This is a genomic window from Paludisphaera soli (genome assembly GCF_011064595.1).
Lineage (GTDB): Bacteria > Planctomycetota > Planctomycetia > Isosphaerales > Isosphaeraceae > Paludisphaera > Paludisphaera soli.
The window spans coordinates 41,591-56,589 of the sequence record NZ_JAALJI010000036.1 but is presented as its reverse complement, the minus strand read 5'-3'; the positions used below and the strand labels follow the sequence as shown (position 1 = coordinate 56,589).

General features: G+C 70.4%; 17 protein-coding genes and 1 pseudogene. 17 read left to right on the top strand and 1 reads right to left on the bottom strand.

From position 1 onward, the window contains the following. Window positions 1-772 precede the first annotated feature (772 nt). From G6O68_RS28505 to G6O68_RS28495, 3 genes are all read left to right on the top strand, one after another. On the top strand, window positions 773-1,864 hold the full coding sequence (locus G6O68_RS28505; protein ID WP_165252567.1) for a DUF1559 domain-containing protein: 1,092 nt from the start codon (window positions 773-775) through the stop codon (window positions 1,862-1,864). Window positions 1,865-1,969: 105 nt separating this feature from the next. After that, window positions 1,970-2,440 (top strand): hypothetical protein, encoded by a 471-nt coding sequence (locus G6O68_RS28500; protein WP_165252565.1) that lies wholly within the window; start codon window positions 1,970-1,972, stop codon window positions 2,438-2,440. Window positions 2,441-2,627: 187 nt separating this feature from the next. Beyond that, window positions 2,628-3,176, top strand: a complete 549-nt coding sequence (locus G6O68_RS28495) for a hypothetical protein (RefSeq protein ID WP_165252563.1) — start codon at window positions 2,628-2,630, stop codon at window positions 3,174-3,176. A 12-nt stretch (window positions 3,177-3,188) separates the two neighbouring features. On the opposite strand, the gene mutM is transcribed toward G6O68_RS28495, so the two are convergent. After that, window positions 3,189-4,052 (bottom strand): DNA-formamidopyrimidine glycosylase, encoded by an 864-nt coding sequence (gene mutM / locus G6O68_RS28490; RefSeq protein ID WP_165252561.1) that lies wholly within the window; start codon window positions 4,050-4,052, stop codon window positions 3,189-3,191. Window positions 4,053-4,270: 218 nt separating this feature from the next. Between mutM and G6O68_RS28485 the strand changes: the two genes are divergently transcribed. The 14 genes and pseudogenes from G6O68_RS28485 (at window position 4,271) to G6O68_RS28420 (ending at window position 14,954) form a co-directional block, all read left to right on the top strand. Next, complete coding sequence (locus G6O68_RS28485) at window positions 4,271-5,128, top strand: DeoR/GlpR family DNA-binding transcription regulator (RefSeq protein WP_165252559.1); 858 nt, start codon at window positions 4,271-4,273, stop codon at window positions 5,126-5,128. Next, window positions 5,125-5,826, top strand: a complete 702-nt coding sequence (gene pduL, locus G6O68_RS28480) for a phosphate propanoyltransferase (protein ID WP_165252557.1) — start codon at window positions 5,125-5,127, stop codon at window positions 5,824-5,826. Before G6O68_RS28485 ends, pduL begins: the two co-directional genes overlap by 4 nt. Before the next feature lie 104 nt (window positions 5,827-5,930). Next, window positions 5,931-6,221, top strand: coding sequence for a BMC domain-containing protein (locus G6O68_RS28475; RefSeq protein WP_165252555.1), 291 nt, complete (start codon window positions 5,931-5,933; stop codon window positions 6,219-6,221). Window positions 6,222-6,237: 16 nt separating this feature from the next. Beyond that, entirely contained in the window at window positions 6,238-6,561 is a 324-nt protein-coding gene (locus G6O68_RS28470) for a BMC domain-containing protein (protein ID WP_315852144.1), read from the top strand. 54 nt (window positions 6,562-6,615) lie between these two features. Then, window positions 6,616-6,900, top strand: coding sequence for a BMC domain-containing protein (locus tag G6O68_RS28465; protein WP_165252553.1), 285 nt, complete (start codon window positions 6,616-6,618; stop codon window positions 6,898-6,900). Further along, window positions 6,897-8,102, top strand: a complete 1,206-nt coding sequence (locus tag G6O68_RS28460; protein WP_165252551.1) for an acetate/propionate family kinase — start codon at window positions 6,897-6,899, stop codon at window positions 8,100-8,102. The genes G6O68_RS28465 and G6O68_RS28460 overlap by 4 nt, the downstream gene beginning before the upstream one ends. Window positions 8,103-8,161: 59 nt before the next feature. Next, entirely contained in the window at window positions 8,162-8,479 is a 318-nt protein-coding gene (locus tag G6O68_RS28455) for a EutN/CcmL family microcompartment protein (RefSeq protein ID WP_165252549.1), read from the top strand. A gap of 97 nt (window positions 8,480-8,576) precedes the next feature. Continuing rightward, on the top strand, window positions 8,577-10,007 hold the full coding sequence (locus G6O68_RS28450; RefSeq protein WP_165252547.1) for an aldehyde dehydrogenase: 1,431 nt from the start codon (window positions 8,577-8,579) through the stop codon (window positions 10,005-10,007). A 24-nt stretch (window positions 10,008-10,031) separates the two neighbouring features. Beyond that, window positions 10,032-10,289, top strand: a complete 258-nt coding sequence (locus G6O68_RS28445; protein WP_165252545.1) for a EutN/CcmL family microcompartment protein — start codon at window positions 10,032-10,034, stop codon at window positions 10,287-10,289. A gap of 4 nt (window positions 10,290-10,293) precedes the next feature. After that, window positions 10,294-11,115: a hypothetical protein gene (locus G6O68_RS28440; protein ID WP_165252543.1), complete on the top strand. Its 822-nt coding sequence runs from the start codon at window positions 10,294-10,296 to the stop codon at window positions 11,113-11,115. Beyond that, window positions 11,112-11,390, top strand: coding sequence for a EutN/CcmL family microcompartment protein (locus G6O68_RS28435; RefSeq protein ID WP_165252541.1), 279 nt, complete (start codon window positions 11,112-11,114; stop codon window positions 11,388-11,390). Before G6O68_RS28440 ends, G6O68_RS28435 begins: the two co-directional genes overlap by 4 nt. Before the next feature lie 67 nt (window positions 11,391-11,457). Further along, a complete protein-coding gene (locus G6O68_RS28430; protein WP_165252539.1) occupies window positions 11,458-12,402 on the top strand; it encodes a class II aldolase/adducin family protein in 945 nt (314 codons plus the stop codon). A 70-nt stretch (window positions 12,403-12,472) separates the two neighbouring features. Then, window positions 12,473-13,393 (top strand): annotated as a pseudogene (locus G6O68_RS28425) (lactate/malate dehydrogenase family protein); the annotation flags it as partial. Between the two features lie 199 nt (window positions 13,394-13,592). Continuing rightward, window positions 13,593-14,954, top strand: coding sequence for a hypothetical protein (locus G6O68_RS28420; RefSeq protein ID WP_165252535.1), 1,362 nt, complete (start codon window positions 13,593-13,595; stop codon window positions 14,952-14,954). Window positions 14,955-14,999: the final 45 nt, after the last annotated feature.

Sequence of the window (14,999 nt, the reverse complement as noted above, 5' to 3'; positions counted from 1 at the left end):
TCCAGCGCGCGTCCAGCCCCGTCCCCGCCCCGGCCGGGCCGGGCCGCCGCGATAACTAGACGAAGCGATGACTTCCGTTCCAGGATGGGGGCACCAGCCTGGCAGCCAACGCTTCGGAAGGGCCCCCAGAGTCTCCGCAATGCACAACGTGACGACTTCGGGATCTGCGAGTCGATGACCGGACGGGTAAACTGCCTGACTCCTGGGCAACAACGCCCAGAACCTGACTCTCCAACACCGGGATCGCTCGCCAGACCGCCGATCCCGGCCCTCGAACGGCCCGAGACTCGTCCCACTTTGGGTTGCGACAGGTGTCCCGATCGGTCCGAGATTCCGGCTCGAGGCCGCGGCCGGCCGAGGAGCCTCGTCTTCCTAAACATCATGGGAACATCAACTTGAAACTCTGAATCTCTTCAGATTATCAACTAGATGTAGACTCAATGGCCGCAGCCGCGACGGGGCGGACACGAGCCTGGTCTACTCTTCGAGCAGGCGTGCCACAATGATTGGCACGAAAACTGCAATCCTTAAGAGTCGCTTAGGTCAAGTCGGACCGGCCCTGTTTGCCTCCGCAGCGACCGCGGGCTCGTCGCGAATCGAGACGATCCTGCTCCCGCGTGTTGCTCCGCCGAGGTTCTCGCGTTGGGCTGCTCGTCCTGGTCGGACCGAAAGCGGACGAGCGCCGAAGCCGTCCAACCCTCCGCCTTGCCGGCGTCGCCGTCCCGACGGCACGCCTCTTATTCCATCCCTTGTTGACACAGGATCTGCACGCATGCAAAAGCGACCCAGTCGCCGTGGTTTCACATTGATTGAGCTGTTGGTGGTCATCGCCATCATCGCCGTCCTGATCGCGCTCTTGCTCCCCGCGGTGCAGTCGGCCCGCGAGGCCGCCCGCCGCGCCCAGTGCACCAACAACCTGAAGCAGATGGGCCTGGCCCTGGCCAACGCCGAGTCCGCCTCGGGCGGCTACACCCCGGGCTTCGGACCGGCCTACAACCAGCCTGTGACCGATCCGGGCAACAGCGGTTGCGGCGGCCGGCCAAATGTGCTGACCCAGCTTCTGCCCTTTCTGGAGTTGAACAACGCCTTCAGCGCCTTCAACTTCGAATGGTGCCAGAACCTCTACGGCCCTGGAACGATCAACTTCACCGCGCAGAGCCAGATCGTCTCGGCCTACGTCTGCCCGTCCGACCCGATCAACACCAAGTTCTCGGACATGGGATACGCGAACTACGTCGCGAGCCTGGGGGCGACGGCGGCCCAGCGGCTCGGCACGGGCGTCGCCTCGTGGGAGGCCAACACGGCGCGGGCCGGCATCTTTAACGTGACGATCGACACGGCGGCCCCGAGGGTCTACCCCGGCTGGCAGCGGGCCATCCCCGTCACGGTTGCGGCCGTCACCGACGGCACCAGCAACACGGCGGCCTTCTCCGAGACCCGCCGCGGCAAGGCGCCTTCCAGCACCTCGGTCGGCGGCTTCATCGGCGGCATCCCGACCGGCGACCAGCTCAACGTCTACATCATCAACGACGGCGACCTGGGCGTGGCCCCCAATTGCACCTACGGCATGAGCGGCTACTACACCCGGATCGTCTACCGCGGCCAGCAGTACTACCGCAACCTGCCGATGACCGGGTATTTCAACCATACGCTGACGCCCAACTCCAAGTTTTACGACTGCGGCGTGTTCGGGTCGGCCTTCAACAACGGCCACCTCGCCGCCCGGAGCTACCACTCCGGCGGCGTGAACGTCGGCTTCGCCGACGGCTCGGTCCGGTTCATCAAGGACTCGATCAATCCGCAGGCCTGGCTGGGCCTCGGCACCAAGGCCGGCGGCGAGATCGTCAGCTCCGACGCCTACTGATCGGGCCCGTCCCGCTCGACACGCTTGGATCGGAGAGACGGCTCGCCCCGGGCCGTCTCTTTCCATTTCCCCCCTTCACCCTTCCGATTCGGACGACCAGGCTCCATGCGATCCCACCACCTTGCCGCTTTCGCACTCACCCTCGGCCTCGTCGCGACGCTCGCCGGCTGCGGCGAGACGGCCGCCCCGCTCACCGCCGAGAACAAGACCGAGTTCGTGCTGAACGACGTCGGCGAGATGTACCGCCAGTTCGCGTTCGCCAAGAAGAAGCCCGCGGCCACCGTCGCCGACTTCGCCCCGCTCGAGCAGATAGCCCCGCTCGGCCTGAAGGCCCTCCGCGACGGCGACGTGATCGGCCGCGCCGGGGTCGAGATCCAGGACGTCATGGAAGGCCCGGCCACGACCGACCCGGCCGACGCCGTCCTCGCCTACGCCAAGGAGGTCCCCACCTCCGGCGGCCCCGTGCTGATGCACAACCGGACGGTCAAGCAGATGACGGCCGACGAGTTCAAGGCCGCCAAGCTCGCCGGCACCGGCGACCTCGCCCCCGGCGCGGCCGCCAAGTCCAAGAACTGATCCGCCCGCGCCGGCCCCAAGGCGGCCCGCCCGAAAATCCGGCCCGAGCCTCGATCGTCCCTCGCGGGACCCTCGAAGCTCGGGCCGGTTCGCATTCCCGCTTCCTCAAGTTTCGCCGCGATCGGGCCGATGCGCCCTGGCCGGCGCGCGATCGACGCGGGCCGCCGATCCCCGGGGAGGGCGACCGATGGACGAGGACGTCAGGGCGAAGATGGACGACATCCGATCCGGCGACCGCGCCGTCCAGGGGCGGGCCTTCGAGGCCCTCCTGGCCGCGGCCGAGGGGCCGGTCGACTGGGCCTACGAGGCGTGGGACGACCTCGTCGCCGGGCTGACGCACAAGGACAACCGCCTGCGGGCGATCGCCTCGCAGCTCCTTTGCAACCTGGCCAAGAGCGATCCCGAAGGCCGAATCCTCGACGACTTCGACGCCCTGCTAAACGTCACCCGCGACGAGAAGTTCGTCACCGCCCGGCATTGCCTGCTGGCGCTCTGGAAGGTCGGCCTCGCCGGCGACCCCCAGCGTCGGATGGTGGTCGATCGCCTGGCCGGGCGCTTCGCCGACTGCGCCTCGGAGAAGAACGCCACGCTCATCCGGTTCGACATCGTCCAGGGGCTTCGCAAGCTCCACGACCAGAGCGGGGACGCGTCGATCCGCGAGACGGCCCTCGCCCTGATCGCCACCGAGACCGACCCCAAGTACCGCAAGAAGTACGCGGGCGTCTGGAAGCCCTGAACGCCCACGTCGTCAGACCTTCGAGGGCCGCGACCGGGGCTTGCGCAGGGGCTGGCACTTCGGGCAGTGGTAGGTGGGCCGGCCGATGAGCCCGGCGATCTTCGACTTCTGGACCGGGGCGCCGCAGCCGTGGCAGGGCTTCCCCCATCGGCCGTACATCGAGTTGACGGCGAGGAAGCCCCCTTCGAGGCCCAGCACCGTGCGGTAGCCGGCGTCGAAGCTGGACCCCTCGGCCTCGATCGCCCGGGCGAGCACCGGGAGGATCGCGGCGTGGAGGCGGTCGACCTCGCGCGCGGTCAGCTCGGCGGCGACCCGGAGCGGGTTGAGGCGGGCCTGGAAGAGGATCTCGTCGGCGTAGATGTTGCCGATCCCGGCGAGCACCTTCTGGTCCATGAGCGTCGGCTTGATCGCCCGGCCGGTCCGCTTCAGACGCGCGGCGAGGTCGTCGCGGGCGATGGCCAGGGCGTCGGGGCCGTGGGCGCGGGCGAAAGCGGCCTCGGCGGCGTCGGGGCCGTCGAACCAGAGGATCCGGCCCAGCCTCCGGGCGTCGCAGAACCAGACCGACGCCTCGGGTCCCGCCAGTCGGAACGTCAGGCGGACGTGCTCCGGCCGGGGGGGATCGACGAGCCAAAAGCCTCCAGTCATCCGGGGCTGAATGACGATCATCCCCGTGTCGTCGGCCAGCTCGACGACGACCCACTTGCCCCGGCGCCCCACCCTCGCGACCCGCACCCCGACGCCACGCGCCGCGAACTCCCCAGACGTGCAACCCTGGAGCATTGTCGGGTCGTGCAGCTCGATTCGGAGGACCGCGCGCCCCTCCAGGGCGGGCCGGAGCCCGCGCACCATGGTCTCGACCTCGGGGAGTTCCGGCATGGACGCCTCAGGCGGAAGGATCGGGGGTCGGGTCACGGAGGGACGGGCCATTATACGGGCGGGGCCCGGCGATGCGGGCGCGGCCCGGCCAATGAGAAGATTCCGTCAAGACTCGATCAAATTCCGTCAAGCACGATGAAAGTTCTTGACAGCTCTCCCGCCACGGTGGACACTTGATTTCGTTGGTCGTGCCAGAATCCAACCAGAACGAGTCTTCCATGCTGCCAGAGACGCGTCGTCGACGGCTCCGCGAGCTGATCACGAAGCAGGGCTACGCGACGCTCGACGAGCTGGTGAAGGCGCTCAACGTCTCCGAGAGCACGGTCCGCCGCGACCTGGAGACGCTGGACCTCACCGGCGCCGTGAAGCGGACGCACGGCGGTGCGGTCTACTCGGGGGAGGTCCGGGCGCTGCCCGCCTTCGACGAGCGGACGCACACCGCGATGGCCGAGAAGCGGGCGATCGGCGAGGCGACGGCGGCGCTGATCGAGGACGGCGACACGGTCTTGCTGGACGGCGGGACGACGACGCTGGAGGTGGCCCGGGCGCTCCTGGCGCGGGAGATCCACGTCCAGGTGGTGACGAACAGCCTGCCGATCGCCCAGCTCGTGGCGGCCAGCCACCAGACCGACCTGATCCTGATCGGGGGCTACGTCTACCCGAGGACGGGCGTCGCCCTGGGCCCCCTGGCGATCGCGATGATGCAGGGCATCCGGGTGCGGAAGGCGATCCTGGGGGCGGGCGGGATCATGGCCGACGGCGTGTACAACTCGAACCTGCTGCTGGTCGAGACCGAGCGCCAGATGATGGCGTGCGGGCAGGAAGTGGTCATCGCGGCCGACTGGACCAAGTTCGGCCGGCTGGCCCTGGCGAGGCTCTGCGGGCTGGACGAGGTGACGCGGCTGGTCTGCGACGACCGGACCCCCGAGGCGCAGCGGGCGATGCTCGAGGCGGCCGGGGTGATCGTGCATACGGCCGGGCTCGAGGGCCGCAACGGCCACGACGGGCCGGGCGGCAAGGCGGCGGCGGGACTCCCAGGCAAGGCGACCGAGACCGACGAGAGGACCGAGGCATGAGCGCGACGGCGACGGCGAACCGCGAGCAGATCGAGGATCTGGTGCGGTCGATCATCCTCAAGAGCCTGGGCGCCGCCCCGGCCGGCGGCCCGTCCGCCGGCAACGGGAACGGCGCGGCGGGGCCGCCGAAGGTGATCGTCAACATCTCGGCCCGGCATTGCCACCTGACGCAGGAGGACGTGGACGTCCTCTTCGGCAAGGGGCATCAGCTCACGCCGATGAAGCGGCTGTACCAGGACACCGACTTCGCCGCCGAGGAGACGGTGGCGGTGGTCGGGCCTCGCCAGCGGATGATCCCCGGCGTGCGGATCCTGGGCCCCTGCCGCAAGTTCAGCCAGGTGGAGCTGGCGTTCACGGACGCCATCAGCCTGGGGATCGACGTGCCGGTGAAGCTCTCGGGCGACATCGAGAACACGCCGGGCTGCCTGCTGATCGGCCCCAAGGGGTCGCTGGTGATGCCCAAGGGGGTGATCCGGGCCGAGCGGCACGTGCACATGGGCCCGAAGGACGCCGAGTACTACGGCGTGAAGCACCTGGACCGGATGAACATGCGGGTCGAGAGCCCCTGCCCCAGCACGCTGGAGGGCCTGCTCGTGCGGACCCACCCGGACTGGAAGCTGGAGGTCCACATCGACACCGACGAGGCCAACGCGTGCGACCTGGCGCACGCCAGCAACGTGATCCTGACGAAGGCCTGATCGCCTGGCGTCGCATCGGATCGGATCGAAGCGGTCGATAGTTTCCTGAACCCACCCGCGGAAGGAGGGCCCCCGTGGCCTCTGCATCCCTCGAAGCGCTCGGAATGATCGAAACCAAGGGGTTCGTGGCGCTCGTCGAAGCGAGCGACGCCATGCTGAAGGCGGCGAACGTGGAGCTGGTCGGCTGGGACAAGGTCGGCAGCGGCCTGGTGACGGCGTTCGTGGCCGGCGACGTGGCGGCCGTGAAGGCGGCGGTCGACGCCGGCGCGGCGGCGGCCAGCCGGATCGGCGAGGTCGTCAGCGTCCAGGTGATCCCCCGCCCGCACGAGGACCTCGGCGGCATCCTCTCCTTCGGGAACAAGGCCGCGGCGGCCCCCGCCAAGGCCAACGGCTGAGAAGGAGCTTCCACAGATGGCGACGGCACAGAAGCCCGCGACTCGCGGGAGCAACGGGAGCCTGGGGATGAACGGCGAGGCGCTCGGACTGATCGAAACCAAGGGGCTCGTGGGCGTCATCGAGGCGACCGACGCGATGCTCAAGGCCGCGAACGTCACCCTGGCCGGCAAGGTCTCGGTGGGCGGCTCGTTCATCACGACGCTGGTCCGCGGCGACGTGGGCAGCGTCCGCGCCGCCGTCGAGGCGGGGGCCGAGGCGGCCAGCCGCGTCGGCGAGCTGGTCAGCGCCCACGTCATCCCCCGGCCCGACGCGGCGGTCCTCCGCACGTTCCTGGGCTGAGATCCGGCCCCCTCCCCACAGACCGAACACTCACTTAGACAGGGAGCCGAGATCATGAACGGCCAAGCGCTGGGCCTCATCGAGACGATGGGCCTGGTCTGCCTGATCAACGCGGTCGACGCCATGCTCAAGGCGGCGTCCGTGGAGCTGGCCACCCCGATCATCAAGCTCGACGGCGGCGTCGTCAGCGTGATGGTCCGGGGCGACGTCAGCAGCGTCCGCGCCGCCGTCGAGGCCGGGGCCGAGGCCGCGGCCAAGGCCGGCGAACTCCGCGCGGCCCACGTCATCCCGCGGCCCGGCGCCGCGATCCTCCGCGCCTACCTGGGGGGCTCGCGTTGAAAGTCCTCGTCGCCAACCTGGGCAGCACCAGCTTCAAGTACCGCCTGTTCGACCTGGGCGACCCGGCCGAGCCGGTCCTGGCCCGGGGGGCGATCGACCGCATCGGCTCGCCCTCGTCCAGCGTCTCGTTCAAGACGGCCAAGGGGGCGGCGGAGTCGTCGCGCACGGTCGTCGATCACGGCGACGCGGTGCAGCTCTGCCTGGAGCAGCTCACCGACCCGACGACCGGCGTCCTCTCCGACGCCTCCGAGGTCTCGGCGATCGGCTTCAAGGCGGTCCACGCCCGCAACCTGACCGGGGTCCACCTGGTCGACGACGCGGTGCTGGAGGCCATGGAGGCGTTCGCCGACGTCGCCCCGGCCCACAACCCGCCGTACACCAAGGCCATGCGGATGCTCCGCGGCCGGTTCCCGGGGCTGCCGCTCGTGGCCGCCTTCGAGACCGGCTTCCACCGGACGATCCCCGAGGCCTCGCAGCGCTACGCCATCCCCGAGGAGTGGGCGACCACCCTGGGGGTGCGCCGCTGGGGCTTCCACGGGGCGAGCCACCGCTACATCTCGTGGCGGACGGCCGAGCTGCTGGGCCGCACCGACCTGAAGGTGATCTCGTGCCACCTCGGCGGCAGCTCGTCGCTGGCGGCGATCCGCGACGGGGCCTCCGTGGGCTGCAGCCTGGGGATGAGCCCGCAGTCCGGCCTGCCGCACAACAACCGCGTCGGCGACTTCGACGTCTTCGCCCTCCCCGTCCTGCTCCGCGAGACGGGCAAGAGCCTGGAGGAGGTCCTCCACGTCCTGGCCGAGAAGTCGGGCCTGGAGGGGATCTGCGGGGCGCGCGACGTCCGCGACGTGGAGTCGGCCGCCGCGGCCGGCGACGTCCGGGCCCAGCTGGCGCTCGACGTCTTCGTCGCCTCGATCCGCCACTACCTGGGGGCCTTCCTCCTGGAGCTGGGCGGGGCCGACGCGATCGTCTTCACCGGCGGCATCGGCGAGAACTCGTCGCTGATCCGCTCCAAGACCTGCCGCGACCTGGCCTGGTTCGGCGTCGAGCTGGACCCCGCGCTCAACGCCGGGGGCCCCGCCGAGCGCCGGATCTCGACCGAAGGCTCGCGGGTGCAGGTCTGGACCGTGCCGACCAACGAGGAGATCGTGGTCGCCCGCCAGTCCCGCGACCTCCTGAACTCGGGCAAGTCGTCCTCGGCCTGACCGAGCCGAGGCCGGCCGGACCGCCCTCCCGACCCCGACCCCCACAGGACCCCCCGACGATGTTCCTGGCCCGCGTGACGGGAAGCCTGGTGGCGACCCAGAAAGTCGCCTCGATGACCGGCCACAAGCTCCTGATCGTCGAGCCCTACCGGGTCGACGAGAAGGGGGGGGACCGCCTGGTCCCCACCGGCCGGACTTTCGTCGTGGTGGACTCGCTGGGCGCGGGGCTCGACGAGATGGTGCTCGTATGCCAGGGGGGGAGCGCCCGTCTGACGCCCGAAACCGAGAAGCTCCCCATCGACGCCGTGGTCATCGGCCTGGTCGACACCGTCGACGTCCGGGGCCGCGTCGTCTTCTCGACCAAGTCCGAATCCTGAAGTCGACCGGGATCGTCGCGATCGGCCCCGGCCCGAATCGCGCCCCCGCCCCCCGTCGCCTGAATTCCGCCCCAGCCCAGGAACCCCGGTGTCCGTCATGCAAACCACTGAAGATCTGATCCGCAACGTGGTCCAGCAGGTCCTCACCCAGATGGGGACCGGGCCCGCCCCGACGAACGGCCACGCCAACGGCGCGCCCAAGGGCCCGTCGGGCGACCTGGGCGTCTTCTCGACGGTCGAGTCGGCGACGGCGGCGGCCGAGGCCGCGTTCCACGCCTTCCGCGACCGCCCCCTGCTCGACCGCAAGAAGGCCGTCTCGGTCATCCGCAAGATCTGCGTCGAGCAGGCCGAGGAGCTGGGCCGGCTGGAGCTGGAAGAGACGCAGATCGGCCGGCTGGACCACAAGATCGCCAAGCTGAAGGTCTCGATCCCGCTGATCCCGGGCGTCGAGTACCTGCGGACGGACAACGCAAGCGGCGACGCCGGCGTGACCTTCACCGACTACACCCCGTTCGGCGTGATCGGGTCCATCACCCCGGTCACCCACAGCCTGCCGACGCTCGCCGCCAACGCCATCAACATGCTGGCCGCGGGCAACACGGTGGTCTTCAACGCCCACCCCTCGGGCCGGGCCATCGCCGCCCTGGGGGTCCAGAAGTTCAACAAGGCCATCGCCGAGTCGACCGGCCTGGAGAACCTGCTGACGATCATCGACCCGCCGACCATCGAGACGGCCAGCGGCCTGTTCGCCAGCCCGAAGGTCAAGCTCCTGGTCGTCACCGGCGGCCCGGCGGTCGCCCGCGCGGCCCTCGGGAGCAAGCGCCGCGCGATCGTCGCCGGGCCCGGCAACCCGCCGGTCGTCGTCGACGCCACGGCCGACCTGGACCAGGCCGCCCGCTGCATCGTCGAGGGCGCCGCGTTCGACAACAACTTGCTCTGCATCGGCGAGAAGCAGGTCTTCGCGGTCGGCTCGATCTTCGACAGGCTGATGGAGACCATGCCCAAGTACCAGGGCTTCCGCCTGACCGCCCCCCAGATCGAGTCGCTCACCCGGGCGGCCTTCGAGAACGGGTCGGACGGCAAGCCGCACGTCCGCAAGGAGCTGGTGGGCAAGGACCCGGCCATCCTGGCGGCCCACGCGGGGGTCAAGATCCCGGCCTCCACGCAGCTCCTCTACGGCGAGACCGGCGCGGACCACCCGTTCGTCCAGGTCGAGCAGATGATGCCGTTCGTCCCCTTCGTGAAGGTGCCGGACGTCGACCGGGCCCTGACGCTGGCCCACGCCAGCGAGCACGGCTACGGCCACACGGCGGTCCTGCACTCGCGCGACGTGGCGGTGATGGCCAGGATGGGCAAGCTGATGGACTGCACCATCTTCGTCGTCAACGGCTCCAGCCTCGACGGCCTGGGGGGCGAGGCCGTGCCGTCGTTCTCCATCGCCGGGCCGACCGGCGAGGGCGTGACCACCCCCCTGACCTTCTGCCGCCAGCGGCGGACGGCCATCGCCGGCGGCTTCCGCTTCTCCTGACCCGACCGCGAGGGAGCCCGCCCGATGCAGCTCGGCCGAATCGTCGCCACGGCGACCTCCACCCTGAAGCACCCGTCGTTCGAGAAGGAGCGGCTCCTGGTCGTCCAGCTCGAATCGATCGACGGCCGGCCCGACGGCGAGCCCGTGCTCGCCTTCGACCGGCTGGGGGCCCGCAAGGGGGACCGGGTCGTCCTGACGAACGACGGGGCGAGCCTTCAGGAAATGCTCGGCCGCGAGACGCCCGGACGCTGGTGCGTGCTCGGCCTCCCGGACGACCTTTGAGAACGTGGACGAGAAGCAAGGCGGGACGATCGCGATGACCCAGGCGACCTGGAACGGATCCGAGACGATGAGGCGGGCGACGGCCCCGGCCCCGGGCGCCAGCCCGACGCCGGCCTTCGCGCCCTCGCACGTCCTCGACCCGATCCGCGCCGTCGACGAGGCCGTGCGGTCCGTCCTGGCCGGGCTCTTCGGCCCGAGCCGGCCGCCGGCGCGGGCCGCGACGGCGCCGGCGAAGGGCGAGCCGGTCTTCGCCGACCGCCTGTTCGCGCTCCGGCACGCGGAGGCCCTGCCGGCCGACGCTCGGTCGGTCCGGGTCGCCGCCGGGACCGTGATCACTCCCCTGGCCCGCGACCTGCTCAAGCGTCGCGGGATCGACGTCCGGCTCGCCGGCGCGGCCGACGTCGCCGCCGCGGCGAAGGGCGAGTGGGCGTTCGCCGTCGAGCCCGGCGCGGGCTGGCTGGGCGCCCTGCAGCGGTCGTTCCTGGAAGACTCCGGCCTCTGGCGCGAGCTGGAGGCGTCGGTCGACGCGGTCGTCGAATGGCTGTCCGACGGCGAAGGGCGAGGCGCGATCTTCGTCACCACCGATGGGGCCACGGCCGTCTGGCGGGCCTGCCGGGCCCACGGCGTCCGCGCGGCGTTCGCGAACGAGCCGGCCGACGTCCACCGGGCCACCGGGACGCTGGGCGCCAACCTGATCGTGGTCGACCCGGCCGGCAAGTCGATCGCCTGGATCAAGCAGCTCGCGACCGCGTTCCGCAGGGCCGGGGCGCCCCGGGACCTGATCGCGGCCGAGTACGAACACGAGCACGAACGGGGGACGGCATGAGGATCGCCGAGGTCGTGGGCCGCGTGACGCTGTCGCGGTCCCATCCCAACCTGCGGGGCGGCCGATTCCCGATCGTCCTGCCGATGACGTTGGAGGCGCTCCGCGACGGCGCCCCGACGCGCGGCGAGGAGGTCGTGGCCTACGACCGCCTGGGCGTCGGGCTCGGCGACCTGATCGGGCTGAGCGAGGGCCGCGAGGCCGCCAACCCGTTCGGCAAGCAGAAGACCCCCGTCGACGGCTACTGCGCGTGCCTGCTGGACGCGATCTCCTTCTGAAGCCTACACGCATCCCCACGGACCAAACCGAGACGACAATCCCCCGACGGCGAAGCGAGGAACGGCCATGAGCGCGATGAACGAGTGGAAGTTGCGGGAGACGATGTGCGAGATCGGCCGTCGGATCTACAACAAGGGGTTCGCGGCGGCCAACGACGGCAACATCAGCTACCGCCTGAGCGAGGACCGCGTCCTCTGCACGCCGACGCGGGTCTCCAAGGGCTTCATGAAGCCCGACGACCTCTGCATCATCGACATGGACGGCGGCCAGGTCTCCGGCAAGCGCAAGCGGTCGAGCGAGATGCTGCTGCACCTCGCCGCGCTGAAGGCCCGGCCGGACCTCCGCTCGTGCGTCCACTGCCACCCGCCCCACGCCACGGCGTTCGCCGTCGCCCGCGAGCCGGTGCCGAAGTGCGTCCTCCCGGAGATCGAAGTCTTCCTGGGCGAGATCGCCATCTCCCCATATGAGACCCCCGGCGGCCAGGCGTTCGCCGACACGATCCTGCCGTACGTCAAGGACACTGAGACGATCCTGCTGGCCAACCACGGGACGCTCACCCTGGGGGTGGACCTGGAGGACGCCTACTTCAAGACCGAGATCATCGACGCCTACTGCCGGATCCTGATCCTGGCCAAGCAGCTCGGCCGGGTGAACTACTACGGCGACGACAAGGCGGCCGAGCTGATCAAGCTCAAGCCGGGCCTGGGCATCCCCGATCCCCGGCTCACCCGCGGCCTGGAGAACTGCGACCTCTGCGGCAACAGCCTGTTCCGCGAAGGGTACGGCTCCTTCAGCCCCGAGCCCAAGGTTTTCATCCACCCCAAGCTGCTCAACGAATCCACCCCCTCCGGCGAGACCTCGGCCTGCGGCTGCTCCACCGGCGCGGCCCACGCCCCGGCCGCCAAGGCATCGTCGAACGGCAACGGCCACTCCGGCGGCCCCGACGTCGACGCCCTCGTCCGGTCGATCACCGACCAGGTCATGAGCGCCCTCAACGGCTCGGCGAAGTGACCGGCCCGATTCCCCGCATCGCCATCTGAAACAGTCGAGCGGATCGAGACATCCCGAGGACGGCGTTCTCATGAAAGTCAGCATCATCGGCGGCGGCGGCCTGGTCGGCTCGTGCGCGGCGTTCGCCCTCCAGTGCGGCGGGATCGTCAGCGGCCTCGACCTGATCGACGTCAGCGCCGACCTCGGCAAGGGGCAGGCGCTCGACCTGCTCCACGGCTCGTCGCTGACGGCCGACCAGGTGATCCGCTCGACCGGCTACGAGGCGATCCCCGAGAGCGACCTCGTGATGATCACCGCCGGCCTCCGCCGCAAGCCCGACGAGAGCCGGCTCGACCTCATCAACCGCAACGTCGAGCTGTTCCTGAACATCCTCGACCAGGTGAAGGCCGCCGGGCTGAAGCGCGACGCGATCGTCCTGGTCGTCTCGAACCCGGTGGACGTGCTGACCTACCTGGCGACGACCCGGCTGGGCCTGCCGGCCTCGCAGGTGATCGGCCTGGGGACGCAGCTCGACACGGCGCGGTTCCGCAGCCTGATCGCCGAGGCGCTCAAGCTGCCGCCGACGCAGGTGACGGCGACGATCCTGGGCGAGCACGGCGACAGCATGGTGCCGATCTGGTCGGCCGCGCAGGCCGCCGGGATGCCGCTCGACAAGTTCCCCGGATGGACGCCCTCGCTGGGCGAGTCGCTCTTCGCCCGGGCCAAGGCCAGCGGCGCCGAGGTCATCAAGCTGAAGGGGGGCGCGGGGTTCGCCGTCGGGCTGGCGATCCGCGAGGTCGTCCACGCCGTCGCGCTCGACTCGCGGCGGATCCTGCCGGTCTCGTCGCTGGTGAACGGCCCGTACGGGATCCGCGACGTCTGCATTTCGGTCCCCACGGTCGTCGGCCGCGCGGGGGTCGTCGCCCGGCCCGAGATCGAGCTCTGGACGAAGGAGGCCTCGGCCCTGCAGCGCTCGGCCCAGGTGCTCCGCGAGACGATCGATCAGGTCCTGAAGGTCAATCCCAAGGCCGCCGGCAAGGTCCCGGCGGCCCCGAGCAAGCCCGCCGAATCCGGCCCCCGCCCCGTCCGCGTGACGATGGGCGGCGGAGGGGGCGGCGGTCCGATCGTCGGCGCGGCCTCGCGCGTGACGGTCTCGGGGCTCGGCAACGGCAACGCGAACGGCAAAGGCTACGGCCGAGGGGGCCGCTGAGATGATGAAGTCGCTCGACCGCAAGCTCGCCGCGATCCACGCGAACCCGGACTGCCGGGAGTTCATCCTGGCCGACGCCAAAGACGCCGACATGGCCCTGGGCCTCGGCGCGCCCGGCGCGTCGCCCGAGCTCCACGCCGGCGAGGTCCGGTTCAAGACCCTGGAGCAGTACCGCGAGCAGATGCGGCTGATCACCCGCCAGGGCCTCGTCGACATCATGCTCATGTCGGCCAGCTCCAATTATGCGTTGACGTTCGGCGAGCGGCTGTTCGCCGACTCGCACGTCACGCCCGCCATCCGCGCCAACGACACCACCGACATCCACCTGGCGCGAGGGGCCTCGTACGCCTCGCAGCCCGCCCTCCCCTTCCGCACCGCCAGCCTCGACCACGCGATGTGCGGCCACCTCGACTGCAAGCCCGAGGAGCGCTCGATGGGCGCGAACCTGGGCCTCTACAGCGTCACGTTCAACAACGACCTGCGCCGGGACATCGAGACGCTGGAGCGCTTCCACGACTTCCGCGAGGAGGCCGAGCGCAAGGGCTTCCGCTACTTCCTGGAGGTCTTCGACCCCAACGTCGCCACCGGCCTGGCCCCCGAGACCCTGCCGCACTACCTGAACGACATGATCACCCGGATGCTGGCGGGCGTCGCCCCGGCCGGGCGTCCCGCCTTCCTCAAGATCGTCTACCACGGCCCGAAGGCGATGGAGGAGCTGGTCCGGTTCGACCGGCAGCTGGTCGTCGGCATCCTCGGCGGCTCGTCGGGCACCACCCGCGACGCCTTCCAGCTCCTGCACGACGCCCAGAAGCACGGGGCCAAGGTCGCCCTCTTCGGCCGCAAGATCAACCACGCCGAGAACCAGCTCGCCTTCGTGCAGTTCCTCCGCCTGATCGTCGACGGGGTGATCCAGCCGGTCGACGCCGTGAAGGCGTACCACGCGGTGCTGGCCAAGCTGGGCGTGGCCCCGATCCGATCGCTTGAGGACGACCTCCAAGTCACATCGCAGTCCATGAGCTACGCCGGCGGCAAGACCGTCGCCGTCCCCGCGTCGCAGCCCGAGGCCCCGACGCCCGCACCCTCGCCGAGCCTCTTCGCGGCGATCCCCTCGGCGAACGGCAACGGCAAGCACGCGACGTCCGCGAACGGGAATGGGAAGGGGAATGGCAGCGTCTCCCACGCATCGAACGGGAGCGGCTTCCACGCCGCGCCCCGGCCGCTGGTGACGGAGTCGCAGTCCACCCGGGCGTACGAGGGGGTCTCGACGCCGGACGCGTCGGCGGGCGGCCTCCCGGACTTCGGCCGGATGACGCCCATCGACCGGCTGGCCTACCACCGGGCCCGGCTGGGACTGGGGCGCTGACACCGGCCGGGCGATTCCCGTACCCTGGTTCGTCGGCCAAGCGGC